Origin of the sequence: Thermoleptolyngbya sp. M55_K2018_002 (genome assembly GCF_015295965.1) — a bacterium.
Lineage (GTDB): Bacteria > Cyanobacteriota > Cyanobacteriia > Elainellales > Elainellaceae > Thermoleptolyngbya > Thermoleptolyngbya sichuanensis.
On record NZ_DVEA01000071.1, the window covers coordinates 1 to 14470 of the forward strand.

The window sequence follows — 14470 nt, forward strand, 5'->3', positions numbered from 1 at the left end:
TGCAAAACTGTTCCCATACGCTTGCACGTTCGGTGCGTTGTAGGGTCGTTGTCATGATAGATAAGTGCTTGAAATGTATGTATTCGATACAGGTCAGCGGTTTTGCTTGCCTGTGTTAATTAATTTAGCGACACTGTTTCGATTTGTAAAGCACTTTGCGATGATCTTTTGATTTTTCTAAGAATTCGTACATGAATCTCTTGCTCTAAACCTCTGAAAAGCCGGAGATGCACAAGACAGACCTATAGCCATGAGCGTTTTCTATCGCGTAACGCTTAGTGATGTGTATGTCTCGGCACTGTTGGTGTTCGACGTTGGTGTTCGACGTTGGTGTTCGACAACGTAGAAGTGGGTGACAGAGGTGACAGAGTAAGAGCATCAACGGGCCATCGGGCGAAATGTAACGAAATATTGCGATCGCCCTCAAAAGCCGCTTATAGCCACGCATTCAGTACGGTTGCCCTGCCGTCGGCCGGAATATCTAGTGCGGCAGGGGAGGGGCGATCGCCCCAGCAACTTGACCCGCGGCTATACAATGAAGCTTGTCCAAAGCGCCGACTGCGCGATTCGCCCAAACCCTCTCCATGACTGCCGCTGCCTCTCCCCCGTTTTCGCCCGAAGAAATCGCCGCCGAAGGGCTGAAGCCTGAAGAATACGAAGAGATCGTCCGCCGCCTGGGTCGCCATCCCAACAAAGCAGAACTGGGCATGTTCGGTGTCATGTGGTCAGAACACTGCTGCTACAAAAACTCGCGTCCCCTGCTGAAGCAGTTCCCCACGACGGGAGAGCGCATCCTGGTCGGCCCAGGCGAAAATGCAGGCGTGGTGGACATGGGCGACGAGTTGCAACTGGCCTTCAAAATCGAGTCGCACAATCACCCCTCAGCAGTGGAGCCGTTTCAGGGCGCAGCGACGGGTGTAGGCGGCATCTTGCGAGACATTTTCACAATGGGCGCTCGTCCCATTGCGGTGCTGAACTCACTCCGCTTTGGCAATTTGGAAGATCCGCGTACCCGGCGACTGGTGAACGGGGTGGTGGCGGGCATTGCCCACTATGGCAACTGTGTGGGCGTGCCGACAGTGGGGGGTGAAGTCTACTTTGACCCCGCCTATGCAGGGAATCCGCTGGTGAACGCGATGGCAATTGGGCTGATGGAAACGCCCGAAATTGTGAAGTCTGGCGCGTTTGGGATTGGCAATCCGGTGCTGTATGTCGGCTCCACGACCGGACGAGACGGCATGGGCGGAGCCAGCTTTGCCAGCGCCGAACTGAGCGACGAGTCGATGGACGATCGCCCTGCGGTTCAGGTTGGCGACCCATTTCTGGAAAAATCTCTGATCGAAGCCTGTTTAGAAGCCTTCAAAACCGGAGCCGTTGCCGCCGCGCAGGACATGGGCGCAGCGGGAATTACCTGTTCTACCTCGGAAATGGCGGCGAAAGGCGGTGTGGGTATCGAGCTAGACCTAGACAAAATCCCCGTCCGCGAGACGGGCATGGTTCCCTACGAGTTTCTGCTGTCGGAATCGCAGGAGCGGATGCTGTTTGTGGCCCATGCTGGTCGCGAACAAGAGCTAATCGATATCTTCCATCGTTGGGGGCTGCACGCGGTGGTGGCCGGGCGCGTCATTGAAGAACCCGTGGTGCGGATTTTCTATCAGGGGGCGATCGCCGCTGAAGTGCCCGCCACCGCCCTTTCCGACAACACGCCGATTTATCACCATGAACTGTTGCCCGAACCGCCTGACTACGCCCGCACTGCCTGGGCCTGGACGGAAGACCAGCTTCCCCCCAGCACCCCCGACGGCATCACGATAAACAGCACGCTCTCCACCTGGAACGGCCTGCTGCTGCGGCTGCTCGATAGCCCCACTATCGCTTCCAAGCGCTGGGTCTATCGCCAATACGACCATCAGGTGCAAAACAACACGGTTCTGTTGCCCGGTGGAGCCGATGCCGCCGTGGTCCGCCTGCGGCCACAGGAACCTGACAGCCAGGAGACAGCCGCAGGGAGTCCTCCACCCACCTCTGCCTTTATCAAGGCCGTTGCCGCCACCGTCGATTGCAACGCCCGCTATGTCTACCTGCATCCCTACGAGGGCGCAAAGATGGCTGTGGCAGAGGCGGCGCGGAACCTGAGTTGTGTCGGGGCAGAGCCGCTGGCGGTGACGGATAATCTCAACTTTGGCAGTCCCGAAAAGCCGATTGGCTACTGGCAACTGGCAGAGTCCTGTCGGGGACTGGCGGAAGCTTGTCGAGAACTGCAAACACCCGTCACGGGCGGCAACGTGTCGCTGTATAACGAGACGCTGGACGCAGAGGGCAAGCCGCAGCCCATTTACCCCACCCCCGTCGTTGGTATGGTGGGCTTGGTCGAAGATTTGCGCCGGGTGTGTGGGCTGGGCTGGAAAACGCCCGGTGCGGTTATCTACTTATTAGGAGCAGATGCCGTGCCGACCTTGGGCGCTTCGGAATACCTCGCAGTGGTTCACCAAACCGTAGCAGGGCGGCCACCGGAGGTGAATTTTGACCTAGAGCGGCGGGTGCAGGCGGCCTGTCGGGAGGGAATTCGGCGCGGCTGGGTGGAGTCTGCCCACGACTGCGCCGAGGGCGGACTGGCGGTGGCGCTGGCAGAATGCTGCATCGGCGGCAGCTTGGGTGCAACGGTGGGTCTGGGGATGGGCGAGTCCGGCGGGCTGTCAACGTCCCAACGGCTGGACACGCTTTTGTTTGGAGAAGCAGGCGCACGGATTGTAGTTTCAGTTGCGCCGGAGCAAACCACAGCCTGGGAAGCCTATTTGAGGGAGCATTTGGGCGATCGCTGGCAAAAGTTGGGACAGGTCGCAGACGCAACCGCACCCCTGCAAATTTCTACCGCCGACGGTCGCTGCCTGATAAACGCTAGCATGGCCGAGATGGGCGATCGCTGGTTGAATGCCATTGAGCGTCGCCTCACCGTTGACTGATGTTGTCTGTAGATATCCACCCGCAAAGGACATCCACCCAAAAACCGTGCCGAATGTCCGTAAGATTCCCCCTTGCCTCGCTGCAAGCCTGTGAGAGGATTAAGGGATTGTTACAAACAAGTTGCGAACCAGTTAAGCCTTTCCCTTTGGACTCCGCCTAATCCCCCATTCCAAACCCCGAATCCTTTGGAGACACGCTATGATGCCCGACGATGACGATTGCCTGCCGTCTGCTAGGTTTGAGCCGCATGAGCAAGAGGAGGGCGATCGCCCCGACAAGCCCGAAGAAGCCTGCGGTGTGTTTGGCGTATACGCACCGGGCGAAGATGTCGCCAAGCTAACCTATTTTGGGCTGTTTGCGCTCCAGCATCGCGGGCAAGAGTCGGCCGGCATCGCCACCTACGAGGGCACGTCTGTTTCAGAGGTGAGCCGCTACCGCAACGTCGCGCCGCTAGATCTGCAAGTGCATCTGTATAAAGAGATGGGGCTGGTGACGCAGGTCTTTAGCGAACAGATCCTCGCCATGCTCAAAGGCGGCCTGGCAGTGGGGCACACGCGCTATTCCACAACGGGATCGAGCCGCGTGGTCAACGCCCAGCCCGCAGTGGTGCAAACTCGGCTCGGCCCGCTGGCGCTGGCCCACAACGGCAACCTGGTCAACGCCGGAATCCTGCGAGAGGAACTGCTGCAACAAAACGCCCAGCTTCAAACCACGACCGATTCTGAATCGATTGCCTTTGCCGTGGCCGAAGCAGTGAACAGCGGCATGGACTGGATCGACGGGGCGATCGCCGCCTTCAAGCGCTGTCAGGGAGCCTTTAGCCTGGTCATCGGCACACCCGCTGGGCTACTTGTCACCCGCGACCCCAACGGCATCCGTCCCTTGGTCATTGGCACGCTGCCGGACGACGAGCGCGATCGCACCTCTCGCTACGTCGTTGCCTCAGAAACCTGCGGACTAGACATTATCAATGCCGATTATCTGCGCGACGTAGAGCCAGGTGAACTGGTCTGGATCAACGAGCAGGGCTTGCACTCCGTCCGCTGGGCCAAACCCGAAACCCGCAAGCTGTGCATCTTTGAGATGATTTACTTCGCCCGCCCCGACAGCCTCATGCACGAGGAAAGCCTCTATAGCTATCGGCTGCGGCTGGGCAAACAACTGGCGCTGGAAAATCCTGCCGATGTGGATCTGGTGATGGGCGTGCCCGATTCGGGGGTTCCCGCTGCGATCGGCTACTCCCGCGAATCCAAAGTGCCCTACGCCGAGGGGCTGATCAAAAACCGCTATGTCGGGCGCACCTTTATTCAGCCGACCCAGAGTATGCGCGAGGCTGGCATCCGCATGAAGCTAAACCCGCTGCGCGATGTGCTGGTGGGCAAGCGGATTCTAATCGTGGACGATTCGCTGGTGCGGGGCAACACCAGCCGCAAGATCGTGAAAGCCCTCCGGGATGCGGGCGCAACAGAAGTCCACATGCGGATTTCCTCACCTCCGGTGACGCACCCCTGCTTCTACGGCATCGACACCGATTCGCAGGATCAGCTGATCGCTGCCACCAAAACCGTTGAAGAGATTGCCCACCAGATTGGCGTTGATTCCCTCGCATATCTGAGTTGGGAGGGAATGCTCCAGGCCACACAGACCGATACCGAAAGCTTTTGCTCGGCCTGCTTTACGGGTAACTATCCGGTGCCCGTGCCAGAACAGGTGAAGCGCTCGAAGCTGATGTTTGAAAAGTTGGAGAAAGAAAAGCTAGAAAAGGAAAAGCTGGAGAGAGAAAAGGTCGCCCAAACAAAGGTCGAGTCTCCACTGTCGCAGCCCGCGTCGGTTTAACCATTTCCCCAGCCGCTTCATTTTTCTTAAAATAAGAAGTAGATCTCTGAAGCCTTCTGCTCTTGTTTACGCTGCGTTTTAATTTTTTAATTTGTATGGCTTCATCTCCAATAGTTTCCGAATCTTCATCCGTGCCCGCGCCGGGAGCCTCCGCTATCCCCACCTGGCAGGTCAAGCTGCTTTACGATGGCGAGTGCCCGCTTTGCGTGAAAGAAGTCAACTTTTTGCGGGCAAAAGATGCAGGGCGTGGTCTGGTGGAATTTGTGGACATTGCCGCAGCGGACTACGACCCAGCTCAGCATGGCGGCGTGGACTTTGAAACGGCTATGGGGCGGATTCACGCAGTCCTGGCAGACGGCAGCGTGATTAAAAACGTGGAAGTGTTTCGCCGGGTCTATGAAGTGCTGGACATGGGCTGGGTTTATGCCATTACTAGAGTGCCTGTGGTTGGGGCGATCGCCGACTGGCTGTACGGCATCTGGGCCGCATGGCGCTTGCGGCTGACGGGTCGCCCAGATTTGGCGGAACTGGTGCGCCAGCGGCAAGAACGGCTGGCGTGCAACGAGGGCGATCGCTGCCAGGTCTAGTGCCAGGTCTAGCTACCATGCTCCTCCCAGGCCAGCACCAGCAGCGCATTAACAATGGCAGCGGCCACGGAGGAACCCCCCTTGCGCCCCTCTACCCGGATCTGGGGGAGCGGGGTTTGGGCGAGGGTCGCCTTGGCTTCTAGCACCGAGATAAAGCCGACGGGTGCGCCAATGACTAGGGCGGGCTGCACGGTCGCCATTGGTGCAGCTTGGCAGAGGGCAAGCAGCGCCGTTGGAGCATTGCCGATGGCGTATATCGCATCTGGATATTGCTCCCAACAGCGCAGCATCCCCGTTTCTGTGAGGGTCTTTCCGGGCAAAGCGGCACTGGCCGCCTCTACAGCCGTCACGATTGGGTTGCAAAACGTCTTGGCGACCATTGTGGCGATGCCCTGACGCACCATGCTCACGTCTACCACAATCGGGGTCTGGCGCTGCAAAGCGGCGATCGCCCCTGAAATTGCCCCCTCACTAAACCGCAGCAAATCTTTGAACTCGAAATCCGCCGTGCTATGAATTACCCGACGGGCGATCGCATATTCCGCCGGGTCGAAGCTGTGGGGCCCCATTTCCCGGTCGATGACCGCAAAACTCTGCTCCACAATGGCATGATTTAGCAGGGACGGAGAAGGCTCAAGGCTCATCCTTCATCCTTTCAAAAATCCTTTATCCTTTCAAAAACTGATGACAAATCAAAAACTCATTACAAACTCACGGCTGCCCAGTCTGGCTCTCGATAGTAGCGCGTCATGTCGTCAAACTTCCGCAGTTCAGCGCGGTGAACCCAGAGCGGCTGTGGATCGGTCGCGTCGAGCCATTCATGATTAATCTTGCTGAGGCGATCGCTCAGGGCTTCACGGTCGAGCGCATCGGGCAAACTGCCAAAATAGCCCAGCGTGACGTGAGCCGTCAGATGATACTGCTGCTCGATGCCCAGCGCGATCAGATCGTGGTCTTGATAAATCAAGCGGCGCAGCGCCACTACTCGCTGGTAGGATGCTTCATCTTTGGGCAGCAGACACACGCCCACGGCACGAGGCATGACGATCAGCCCCAACACCTGCCAATAAACAGGATGGCTGCCGTCGATGGAGGTCTGGAACTGTTCAAACAGGACGCGGAGGCGATCGCGCAATTTTGGCTCGAACTCGGCATCTTCCTCAACCGCATGGTGAAAGGCACTATCCCAGATCAGATCCGCCAGCGTCATGTGAAAGCTGTCGGACGGCACAGGCACCAGCAGCCCCGGCTCAAGCTGCTGCAACACCTGCTGCTGAAGCGCCTGCAATTGTTCATAAAACACGCCGTTTTCTGTCTCATCGACCCAGGGCGGCGTGATGATGCTGTAGCCAGGGAACGGCGACGGCTGCACCTGTCCGTCCTTTAGCGAAAACTTGGGAGAGGATTGAATGTGCTGCACCTGGGTCTTGCGAGCTTCGGGCAGCGTCATCCGGGCAATCCGGTTAATGTGAATCTGAAAAGTCTCGTCCAACGCTCAATCGCCTCGTTTACTAAACGGTGTTGCCGATCGGTACCTGACCAAGGAATACCAAATAACTACTAATAACTACTAACGTAAAACAGGTGTGTAGATCCGACAGAACCTATCGTGAGAGCCTTAGCTCTAAAGTCGGGAATACAGGGCTGGAAACTGCACCAAAACAGCCTTGGACAAATTCACAGGAACCCTATATCCGCAAATATCTCTGCAAATATCTCTGCAAGTATCTCAACAAATATCCTCTTCAAGAACAGTTCAGGAATCCGTGACTTGGGGGCATTTTCTTAATGTAGCGGGAAACGAGGCAGGGAGGATAATCTTGCAGGGCGATCGCCCGCCCGGAATTGCTCCAGACCCGCCTCAGACCCATCCTGAAAGCGCTAATTAACCCGGCGCGCCCCCCACACGCCGCACCATGCCCTCCAAATCGCTACATGAACGCTACATAAACCGGGTCATCTGTACACGATAGCGATCCTTCTTCGTGACGGTGATTTCTCCCACCTCCAGCCGCCCTTTGCCGCGAATCGCCACCAGATCGCCCGACTTGAGTGGGTGGCTGGGCTGGGTAATTTCTTTCCAGTTCACCCGCACGTCGCCCGCGTTGATCAGATCCACCATTTTGCTGCGCGACATGCCAAAGCCTGCTGAGGCGATCGCATCCAGCCGCAGCGATGCTTCTACGGTGGTGATTTCTTTTTTCTTGGGTTCGCGGACTTTTAGCGCAGCAAAGTCCAATCGGCGCGTTTTCACAGGCACCGAGCGCACCTGCGTCAGCCCCATTTCCAAAAACTCCACCAAGTCGGGGACGACCACCGCCTGCGCCCCGCGTTCGCCCAGCACCAGGATATCGCCCACCTTTTCGCGCACGATGCCCGTGCCCAGCAGCGCCCCCAAGAAATCGCGGTGGGTCGCTGGATCAAACAAGAAGTTGCCGTTAATATCCAGCGCCGCCAGCGCCACCTGGCTTTCGTCGAGGGGAATTTCGGGACGGGCGATCGCCACGCGCTGTCGCTCGGCCTGCGGATAGCCGCCCCACGCCAGCAGATGCACCTCCGACAAGCGCCCCAGTATTTGCCGCGCCTCGGCCAGTTCTGGGGGAGACAGAAAATCCGTACACACCACCTCCCAGGTCTTGATCGCCTGCTCCGCCTGATCCAGTACGCGCACCGCTACTTCGCGGTTTTCGATTCCCTTCAGCAATTCGTCTCTGGGCAACATAGGCAGGCAGCGAGGAGGACGGGGCAAACGCCTTAAAGCTTCATTCTATCTGGGGATGATGGAGGCAGGGAAAGGGGCGATCGCTCGGCTTGGAGAGATTCGCGATTTTGGATTTTGGATTGCCAGTCAACTGGTTTCAAGGCTTCTGGCAATTTCATTCGTCGCGCCACACAGGAGAATTGACCGTGCAGCAGAGAGAATAAACTGCTGTTTCTGCATATATTTCTGCATAGCAGCTTGACGTAAAACGCTCCCATCACTCCCCCAATCTGTTGCGAAAATTGGAGTATGTATTGAAGTAATAAATCACAGCAGGCGGCCCGCTGAAAAATTGCGTCTAGCCCACGCTGTTGGAGCGACTAAGGCATTAACACAACGAACAAATTTCGTCGTAACAAAGACCTTCGCATTCGCTTACACTACTTTACGAAGTTTTATCCACAGTTAAATTAGTGCTTCTGTACGATGAAAAGGTTGAGCTTGTGTACACAAGTATGAAATTTCAGTCCATGGTGCCCATGCTGGCGGTGGCCGATGTCGGCCGCAGCATCCATTTCTATACGCAAACGCTTGGATTTCAGTTGATGGGTCTGCTGGAAAATGGCGGCAAGCCCTTTTGGGCCCGCTTTAAGGCAGATGAGGATGTGGAGCTAATGGTGACGACTCGCGATGCGAATGACGACCGCGCAGAGGGCGAGTTTCGGGATGTGGTTCTTTATTTCTACCCAGAGAGCGTGGAGCGAGTTCGTGCCCACCTGATCGACAGCGGCATGGTGGTTGGCAAAACCGTTGTCACGTTTTACGGCATGAACGAGATCCGCATCACTGACCCAGACGGCTATGAGCTTTGCTTTGGTGAAAATATTCCAATACAAGAAGCTTGAGTCTATGGCCGAGACTTTATGACCGAGGTTCGAGGCTTCATGGCCGATTTGTGCCCCATCCTGAACAAATCTTCGACCAAGATGTAATCTGCGTCTGAATTCATCCCCCTTTGAGCAAGCGCTTTCACATCAGCCTTTAGAACGACAATATTTTGAGAGTTACTACCTAAGAGTTTTTGCACGTTTCTTTAACCTCTTGAACAGCAATTGAATCCAGCAAATTAAAGTTCTCTTTTTGAAAGCTCCCCTACTTTGAAAGTCCCCTCCAAAGTTCCTGCAAAAAAGTCTTAGTGTATAAGTTTTATCCTGATTCCATTCCTCACGTTATCCCTCATTCTGATGGGAATTCTCACGCTACTGACCGACTTTGGGCTGGCAGATACTTACGTGGGAGTGATGAAAGGCGCGATCGCCCAAATTAACCCCACGCTCACGGTCATCGACCTGACGCACCAGATTCCGCCGCAGGACGTGGCCGCCGCTCGCTTTCATCTGATGACGGCCTACCCGTATTTTCCGGCGGACACGGTGCATGTGGCAGTGGTCGATCCGGGGGTGGGTGGACAGCGGCGGGCGATCGCGCTTCAGTTGTCAGACGGTTATCTTGTGGGGCCAGACAATGGCCTGTTTGGCGGTGTGCTGGCGCATCGTCCCGTGCTGGCGGCGGTGGAACTCTCCAATCCCGCCTATTGGCGTGTGCCCAGCCCCAGCGCCACCTTTCACGGCCGCGATGTGTTTGCCCCCGTGGGCGCTCACCTGGCAAGCGGTGTGGCCTTGGCAGAACTGGGACGGGCGATCGCCCCCGATTCGCTGATTCAACTCGACCTGCCGCCCTGGAACCGAGAGGACCAAGTTCTGACAGGACATATCCAGGCAATCGACCATTTTGGTAACGCCATCACCACAATTCCCGGCTCTGCGGTGTTGGGATACATCTGGAATCTGCGCGTGGGCGTTGCCGCTAGTCTTGCGGAGCAATATCACCCAATTCCTGGCTGCAAAACCTATGCCGACTCGGCCCCCGGTAGCCTGCTGGCGCTGATTGGCAGCCACGGCTATGTCGAGATTGCCTGCAACCAGGGCAATGCTCAACAACAGTTGGGATTAGCGGTTGGAGATGCCGTCCAGATCGTTTTGGGCCAGTTGGGATAGAGTCTGGGGCGATCGCCCGCGAGAGCGTTTTCCTTGCTTTTTCCCTATCGCCAGCGCAGATAAGGCACGCCTCGATAAGTCAGCCGCATGGCGGTGTCCGGTGCTGTTGTCGGTGTTGCTGTTTCTTCTTGAACTGAAGCGCCAGTTTGCAAGTCCAGACGGCTTGCGGCCTCGCCCAAACGAGCCGATGAAACGCGGGCACTCCAGCGAGCGATATTGCGCCGCGAGGCCATCGCCAATGCCCACAGCACCAGCCCCACCAGCGTCACCGCTGACCATTGCAGCACATCATCCATCCCAAAACGCTCCCCAGCCCTGCATACAAAAATTCCCCCGCCCAGCAGACAGAGGAATTTTGATTGAAAATTGCTTAAAAGTTCCCCACAACGCCGTCTTACCTCAGTTTTTGACCTGGATAAATCCAGGTGGGACTCTCGGCCTCGATTTAAAGTTTCTGAGTACACGCTTGTTGCCAAGACAGGCTCAGTCTACTGCCATCGAGACATCACGACTCCCGTTTAGTCGAAGCATAGATCATAAAACGTTATTGGCAGTCACCAACGCCGCAGTAGAACTAAGCCCCATTGTAGCGACATTCGACACGCCGCTGGCAAGACGGAAAACCGAAACTCTACCTGTGGGCTGAGTTCTTTGGGCTGAGCTTTGGGGCTGAGTTTTGTAAATTACGGGCTTTCCTTGAGCGGCAACGCCTCTAGCCCCATACCGCCAAGGCAGTGCCTTCTAAATTCTTAACCCCGCCCTTAACCCTGCTCCTAACCCCGATTTACCTGGCTGCCGTGGCTACGTGGGTCGTCGGGTGTAGCTTTGGCAGCGGCAGTGTTCACTTTAGAAACCTGACCGCTGGCGGGCGCGTAGGGCAAGGGGGTATTGTTCGACAGCGCCTCCAGGTTCGCAGCCATCACGGCGCGGGGCTGTTCGCCGATGATGCTGGCGATCGCCTCTCCCTGCCGATCTAAATACACAAAATGGGGAATGCCATCGACTCGATAGGCCAGCATCTCTGGCAGCCAGCGGTCGTTGTCTACATTCAGCATGACAAAATTGACGCGATCGCCATACTCTTCTTTCAGTTCGCCCAGGTCTTGCGCCATCGCCTGACAGCTTGTACACCAGTTGGCATAAAACTCCATCAGCGTGGGTTTGTCATTGGCCAGCGCTTCCTCTAGGGGCACCGCAGATTCGGCCAGTGCCGCCAGTTTGCTAGAGCCGTTGGGCGATTGCAGCCCAAAGAAGATCGACGTGCTGAGGGCGATCGCCACCATTGCAATCAGAAAATTCCGAATGCGGCTGGCGTTTCCTGGCTCAAATGGCGGCATGGGAGGTTTGGGCTTGGGAGATTCAGCAGTCATGGTGGGTTTAGGGAGAGACTGATTTTGGGTTTTGGGTTTTGGATTTTGGATTGCAGGTTGAGCCGGCCAGCGTTTGGCTGGGTTCGGCAGGGGTTTCTTCTATCCTACCCTCAGAGCCGCGATCGCCCAGGCTACTTACCAATTGCGCGGCTTGGTAGCGACCAGCACGCCCATCAGCCCACCGGCGATCGCATGGTGTTCGGCGTAGGCAAATCCGGCTTGTTTTGCCAGCCGCACTTGCTCTGGCCCCTGCGGAAACCGCTCCAGGCTGGGGAAGATGTAGGCGTATTCGTCCTTCATGCCCAACTGAGCCGCTGCGGGAACCACTAGCGTATCTAGATACCACTGCTGGAAGGCTTGTAGTTGCGGGCTGTCGGGGCGATGAAAGTCGAGAATGGCGACCGATGCGCCGGGTTTCAACACGCGATGCAGTTCTGCCAGGGCTTTGGGAATATCCACCACATTTCGCAGACCGTAGCCCATCGTAGCTGCGTCAAACTCGTTGTCGCCAAAGGGCAGATGCAGCGCGTCGCCCTCGACCCAGGTGACATTCAGCGGCACGGAGGATTGGGCAGTGCGCTCTTGGGCGATCGCCAACTGGTTTGCCGAAAAATCTAGCCCCACGACTTCGCCAGTCGCGCCCACCCGCCACGCCAGCAGCCGCGCCAGATCGCCACTGCCACAGCACACATCCAAACAGCGATCGCCCGGTTTTGCGCCGCTCCAGCCGACGGTCATGCGCTTCCAGACCCGATGAAACATCAGGCTCAGCCCATCGTTCAGCAAGTCATAAACGGGCGCGATGCGGTTAAAGATGGCTTGAATTTCGGAAGATTGAGCGTTGGAAGATTGAGACACAGCGAAGGGAGGTTACGAGAGACAGTGAACCGGGTATCCGTCGTTTGGGATTGAGCGACTGGGTTGACTGGCTAGGTTGACTGGCTAGGTTGGCTGATTGGGTTAGCTTGCTGAATTAGCGGACTGGATTAGCTTGTTGAGTTGGCGGACTAGGTTAGTGCGCAGGCCTATTCTTCAGGCACTTCACCGCCGACGACGATATTGCGAATGCGGAGACTGGGGCCGCCGCAGCCCACGGGTAGCCCGCTCTGACCGCCCTTGCCGCAGCCGCCCGACTCGTCCCACAGAAAATCGTCGGCGATCGCCTCAATATCCGCCAGCGTGGTGAATACGTTGCCCGATAGCGTCACATCGCGCACGGGTTCCGCCAGTTCCCCATTGCGGATCATCCAGGCTTCGCCTGCGGTAAAGGTAAACATTTCGCCGTTGGTCATGCCGCCAATCCAGTTGCGGGCGTAGACCCCTTCCTGGATATCGGCACAGAGGTCGGCGACAGGCGTAGTGCCAGGGGCAATCCAGGTGTTGGTCATGCGGACGATGGGCGGATAGTGATAGTCCAGACAGCGGGCGTTTCCGGTAGCCGCTTCACCCAGCTTGCCCGCCGTTTCGCGGGAGTGCAGCCGCCCCACCAGCACGCCGTCCTGGATCAATTGCGTCGTGGTCGCGGGCACGCCCTCATCGTCGTAGGCATAGCTGCCGCGATGTCCCTCTGGGGCCGCGCCGTCAAAAATTTGTAGCTCTGGCGAGCCAAACCGTCGCCCCAGCGTCATCACTTCCATTAGATCAGGGTTTTCGTAGGTCATGTCGGCTTCCGACAGATGCCCAAACGCCTCATGCACAAACAGCCCCGTCAGGATGGGATCAATGACGACGGTATAGGTATTGCCCTTGACGGGGGGCAGCGAAAGGGCGTGAACGGCCCGCTGGGCTGCGCCACGCACCTGTTCATCTAGGTTTTCCAGGTCTTCATAGCCCTTGCGGGAACCTGTGGTTTCGCGACCTGTTTGCACGGTTTCGCCGTTCCGGGCGGTGGCGGCAAAGCGCATTTCCATATCCGCCCAAGACTGCTCGATCAGCGTGCCGTCGGAAGTCGCTAGCAGCATGTGCTGAATGCTGTCGCCATAGCGGACGGAGGTGGTGGTAATGCGATCGTCTACGCTGCGAAGAATGTCGGCGTAGTGGCTACAGAGTTCCTTTTTGCGGGCGAGGGGGACATGGCGCGGGTCTGTGCCTGCCAGCACGAGGGGACGGATATCGCGGACAGGATCGACCGGGGCCAGCAGGGTTTCATCGTCGCCGACAAGCCGGGCCGCGGCGATCGCCTCTTCAATTCGCTCCACCAGCGTTTCCAGCCGATTGAAGCTGGCAAAGCCCCAGCCGCCCCGATAGCAAGCCCGCACTTGCCCGCCCACGGCAATGCCTTCGCTGAGGGTTTCCACCTTGCCCCCCCGCAGCAAAATGTCGGTGGCTTCCGATTCTTCTAGCCGAATCGAAAGATAGTCCACGCGGGGACTGTAGCGGGCGATCAGGTCGCTCAACAGGTTTTGGGCATCGGGGAGACGGAGAGACATAGGAATGGAAGGTGAGGGGCTGGGGGTTGGAGGAGTGCCAGCACGCCTTACCTTGCAGCATAACTCGGACTGAGTTCGGTGTATCGATTTTGGATTAGGACTTACGCAGTTGGATGATTTCTCGCGGGCGCAGGCCGCGAGAAATCATCCAAAACCCAGAACACTTATCAAGTGCGTAAGTCCTGTGGATTTTGGATTGCGCTTGGATTGCGCTTGGATTGCGCTTGGATGACCAGTCCAATGCTTGAATTCTGCTACAAAAAACAAGCCCCGATTGACACGAGCAGGCAATCGGGGTTAGGGGGAGATCGGGAGATTGTTGGTAGAGCGTGGGTAGACCGTGTTGCAGGGTGCAGCAAGGCGTAGTCGTAATGCACCCCCCTATCAGGCTTGGATGCAATACGCTGACGCGAAACACATCCTCCGAAAATCGCAGCGCGGCTCTACCACAAACCAGGAATGGGCGCAGGGGCAGGGGCGGGGGCGGGCGCAGGAGCGGGCGCAGGCCGTGGGACGGGCTGTGCCT

12 protein-coding genes and 1 other RNA gene are annotated in these 14470 nt (G+C 57.3%); 5 read left to right on the forward strand and 8 right to left on the reverse strand.

Annotated elements, in window-relative coordinates; translation table 11 throughout:
- Window positions 1-584: 584 nt before the first annotated feature.
- The 3 genes from purL to IGS51_RS03440 all read left to right on the forward strand — a co-directional run bounded on the left by purL (window position 585) and on the right by IGS51_RS03440 (window position 5387).
- On the forward strand, window positions 585-2963 hold the full coding sequence (gene purL / locus IGS51_RS03430; protein WP_297075928.1) for a phosphoribosylformylglycinamidine synthase subunit PurL: 2379 nt from the start codon (window positions 585-587) through the stop codon (window positions 2961-2963).
- Window positions 2964-3162: 199 nt separating this feature from the next.
- Window positions 3163-4800, forward strand: coding sequence for an amidophosphoribosyltransferase (purF, locus tag IGS51_RS03435; protein ID WP_297075931.1), 1638 nt, complete (start codon window positions 3163-3165; stop codon window positions 4798-4800).
- Between the two features lie 95 nt (window positions 4801-4895).
- Complete coding sequence (locus IGS51_RS03440) at window positions 4896-5387, forward strand: thiol-disulfide oxidoreductase DCC family protein (protein WP_297075934.1); 492 nt, start codon at window positions 4896-4898, stop codon at window positions 5385-5387.
- An 8-nt stretch (window positions 5388-5395) separates the two neighbouring features.
- On the opposite strand, the gene IGS51_RS03445 is transcribed toward IGS51_RS03440, so the two are convergent.
- The 3 genes from IGS51_RS03445 to IGS51_RS03455 form a co-directional block, all read right to left on the reverse strand.
- A complete protein-coding gene (locus IGS51_RS03445) occupies window positions 5396-6031 on the reverse strand; it encodes a cobalt-precorrin-8X methylmutase (protein WP_297075936.1) in 636 nt (211 codons plus the stop codon).
- Window positions 6032-6090: 59 nt separating this feature from the next.
- The gene (locus IGS51_RS03450; protein WP_297075938.1) at window positions 6091-6879 is read right to left on the reverse strand and encodes a DUF1868 domain-containing protein; all 789 of its coding nucleotides are present in this window, start codon (window positions 6877-6879) and stop codon (window positions 6091-6093) included.
- Between the two features lie 450 nt (window positions 6880-7329).
- Window positions 7330-8109, reverse strand: a complete 780-nt coding sequence (locus IGS51_RS03455) for a photosystem II S4 domain protein (RefSeq protein ID WP_297075941.1) — start codon at window positions 8107-8109, stop codon at window positions 7330-7332.
- A 494-nt stretch (window positions 8110-8603) separates the two neighbouring features.
- Between IGS51_RS03455 and IGS51_RS03460 the strand changes: the two genes are divergently transcribed.
- Both IGS51_RS03460 and IGS51_RS03465 read left to right on the forward strand, forming a co-directional pair.
- Window positions 8604-8993, forward strand: a complete 390-nt coding sequence (locus IGS51_RS03460; protein ID WP_297075945.1) for a glyoxalase/bleomycin resistance/extradiol dioxygenase family protein — start codon at window positions 8604-8606, stop codon at window positions 8991-8993.
- A 339-nt stretch (window positions 8994-9332) separates the two neighbouring features.
- A complete protein-coding gene (locus IGS51_RS03465) occupies window positions 9333-10145 on the forward strand; it encodes an SAM-dependent chlorinase/fluorinase (RefSeq protein WP_297075947.1) in 813 nt (270 codons plus the stop codon).
- Between the two features lie 44 nt (window positions 10146-10189).
- Here the strand turns inward: IGS51_RS03465 and IGS51_RS03470 are convergent, their stop codons facing one another.
- The 5 genes from IGS51_RS03470 to IGS51_RS03490 all read right to left on the reverse strand — a co-directional run bounded on the left by IGS51_RS03470 (window position 10190) and on the right by IGS51_RS03490 (window position 13944).
- Window positions 10190-10441: a hypothetical protein gene (locus IGS51_RS03470; protein WP_297075949.1), complete on the reverse strand. Its 252-nt coding sequence runs from the start codon at window positions 10439-10441 to the stop codon at window positions 10190-10192.
- A 78-nt stretch (window positions 10442-10519) separates the two neighbouring features.
- A non-coding RNA gene (gene ssrS, locus IGS51_RS03475) (6S RNA) lies at window positions 10520-10720 on the reverse strand.
- 198 nt (window positions 10721-10918) lie between these two features.
- The gene (locus IGS51_RS03480; RefSeq protein ID WP_297075951.1) at window positions 10919-11515 is read right to left on the reverse strand and encodes a thioredoxin family protein; all 597 of its coding nucleotides are present in this window, start codon (window positions 11513-11515) and stop codon (window positions 10919-10921) included.
- A 135-nt stretch (window positions 11516-11650) separates the two neighbouring features.
- Complete coding sequence (gene ubiE, locus IGS51_RS03485; RefSeq protein ID WP_297075953.1) at window positions 11651-12373, reverse strand: bifunctional demethylmenaquinone methyltransferase/2-methoxy-6-polyprenyl-1,4-benzoquinol methylase UbiE; 723 nt, start codon at window positions 12371-12373, stop codon at window positions 11651-11653.
- Window positions 12374-12540: 167 nt separating this feature from the next.
- Window positions 12541-13944 carry a TldD/PmbA family protein gene (locus tag IGS51_RS03490; protein WP_297075955.1) on the reverse strand — a complete coding sequence of 468 codons (1404 nt, stop codon included), beginning with the start codon at window positions 13942-13944 and terminating at the stop codon, window positions 12541-12543.
- Window positions 13945-14470: the final 526 nt, after the last annotated feature.

Excerpts from the sequence above, each read along its gene's own strand:
- IGS51_RS03445 (WP_297075936.1), bottom strand. The coding sequence starts at position 6,031 with ATGAGCCTTGAGCCTTCTCCGTCCCTGCTAAATCATGCCATTGTGGAG.
- IGS51_RS03460 (WP_297075945.1), top strand. The coding sequence starts at position 8,604 with ATGAAATTTCAGTCCATGGTGCCCATGCTGGCGGTGGCCGATGTCGGC.
- IGS51_RS03490 (WP_297075955.1), bottom strand. The coding sequence starts at position 13,944 with ATGTCTCTCCGTCTCCCCGATGCCCAAAACCTGTTGAGCGACCTGATC.
- IGS51_RS03440 (WP_297075934.1), top strand. The coding sequence starts at position 4,896 with ATGGCTTCATCTCCAATAGTTTCCGAATCTTCATCCGTGCCCGCGCCG.
- IGS51_RS03470 (WP_297075949.1), bottom strand. The coding sequence starts at position 10,441 with ATGGATGATGTGCTGCAATGGTCAGCGGTGACGCTGGTGGGGCTGGTG.
- IGS51_RS03480 (WP_297075951.1), bottom strand. The coding sequence starts at position 11,515 with ATGACTGCTGAATCTCCCAAGCCCAAACCTCCCATGCCGCCATTTGAG.
- IGS51_RS03455 (WP_297075941.1), bottom strand. The coding sequence starts at position 8,109 with ATGTTGCCCAGAGACGAATTGCTGAAGGGAATCGAAAACCGCGAAGTA.
- IGS51_RS03465 (WP_297075947.1), top strand. The coding sequence starts at position 9,333 with ATGGGAATTCTCACGCTACTGACCGACTTTGGGCTGGCAGATACTTAC.
- purL (WP_297075928.1), top strand. The coding sequence starts at position 585 with ATGACTGCCGCTGCCTCTCCCCCGTTTTCGCCCGAAGAAATCGCCGCC.
- purF (WP_297075931.1), top strand. The coding sequence starts at position 3,163 with ATGATGCCCGACGATGACGATTGCCTGCCGTCTGCTAGGTTTGAGCCG.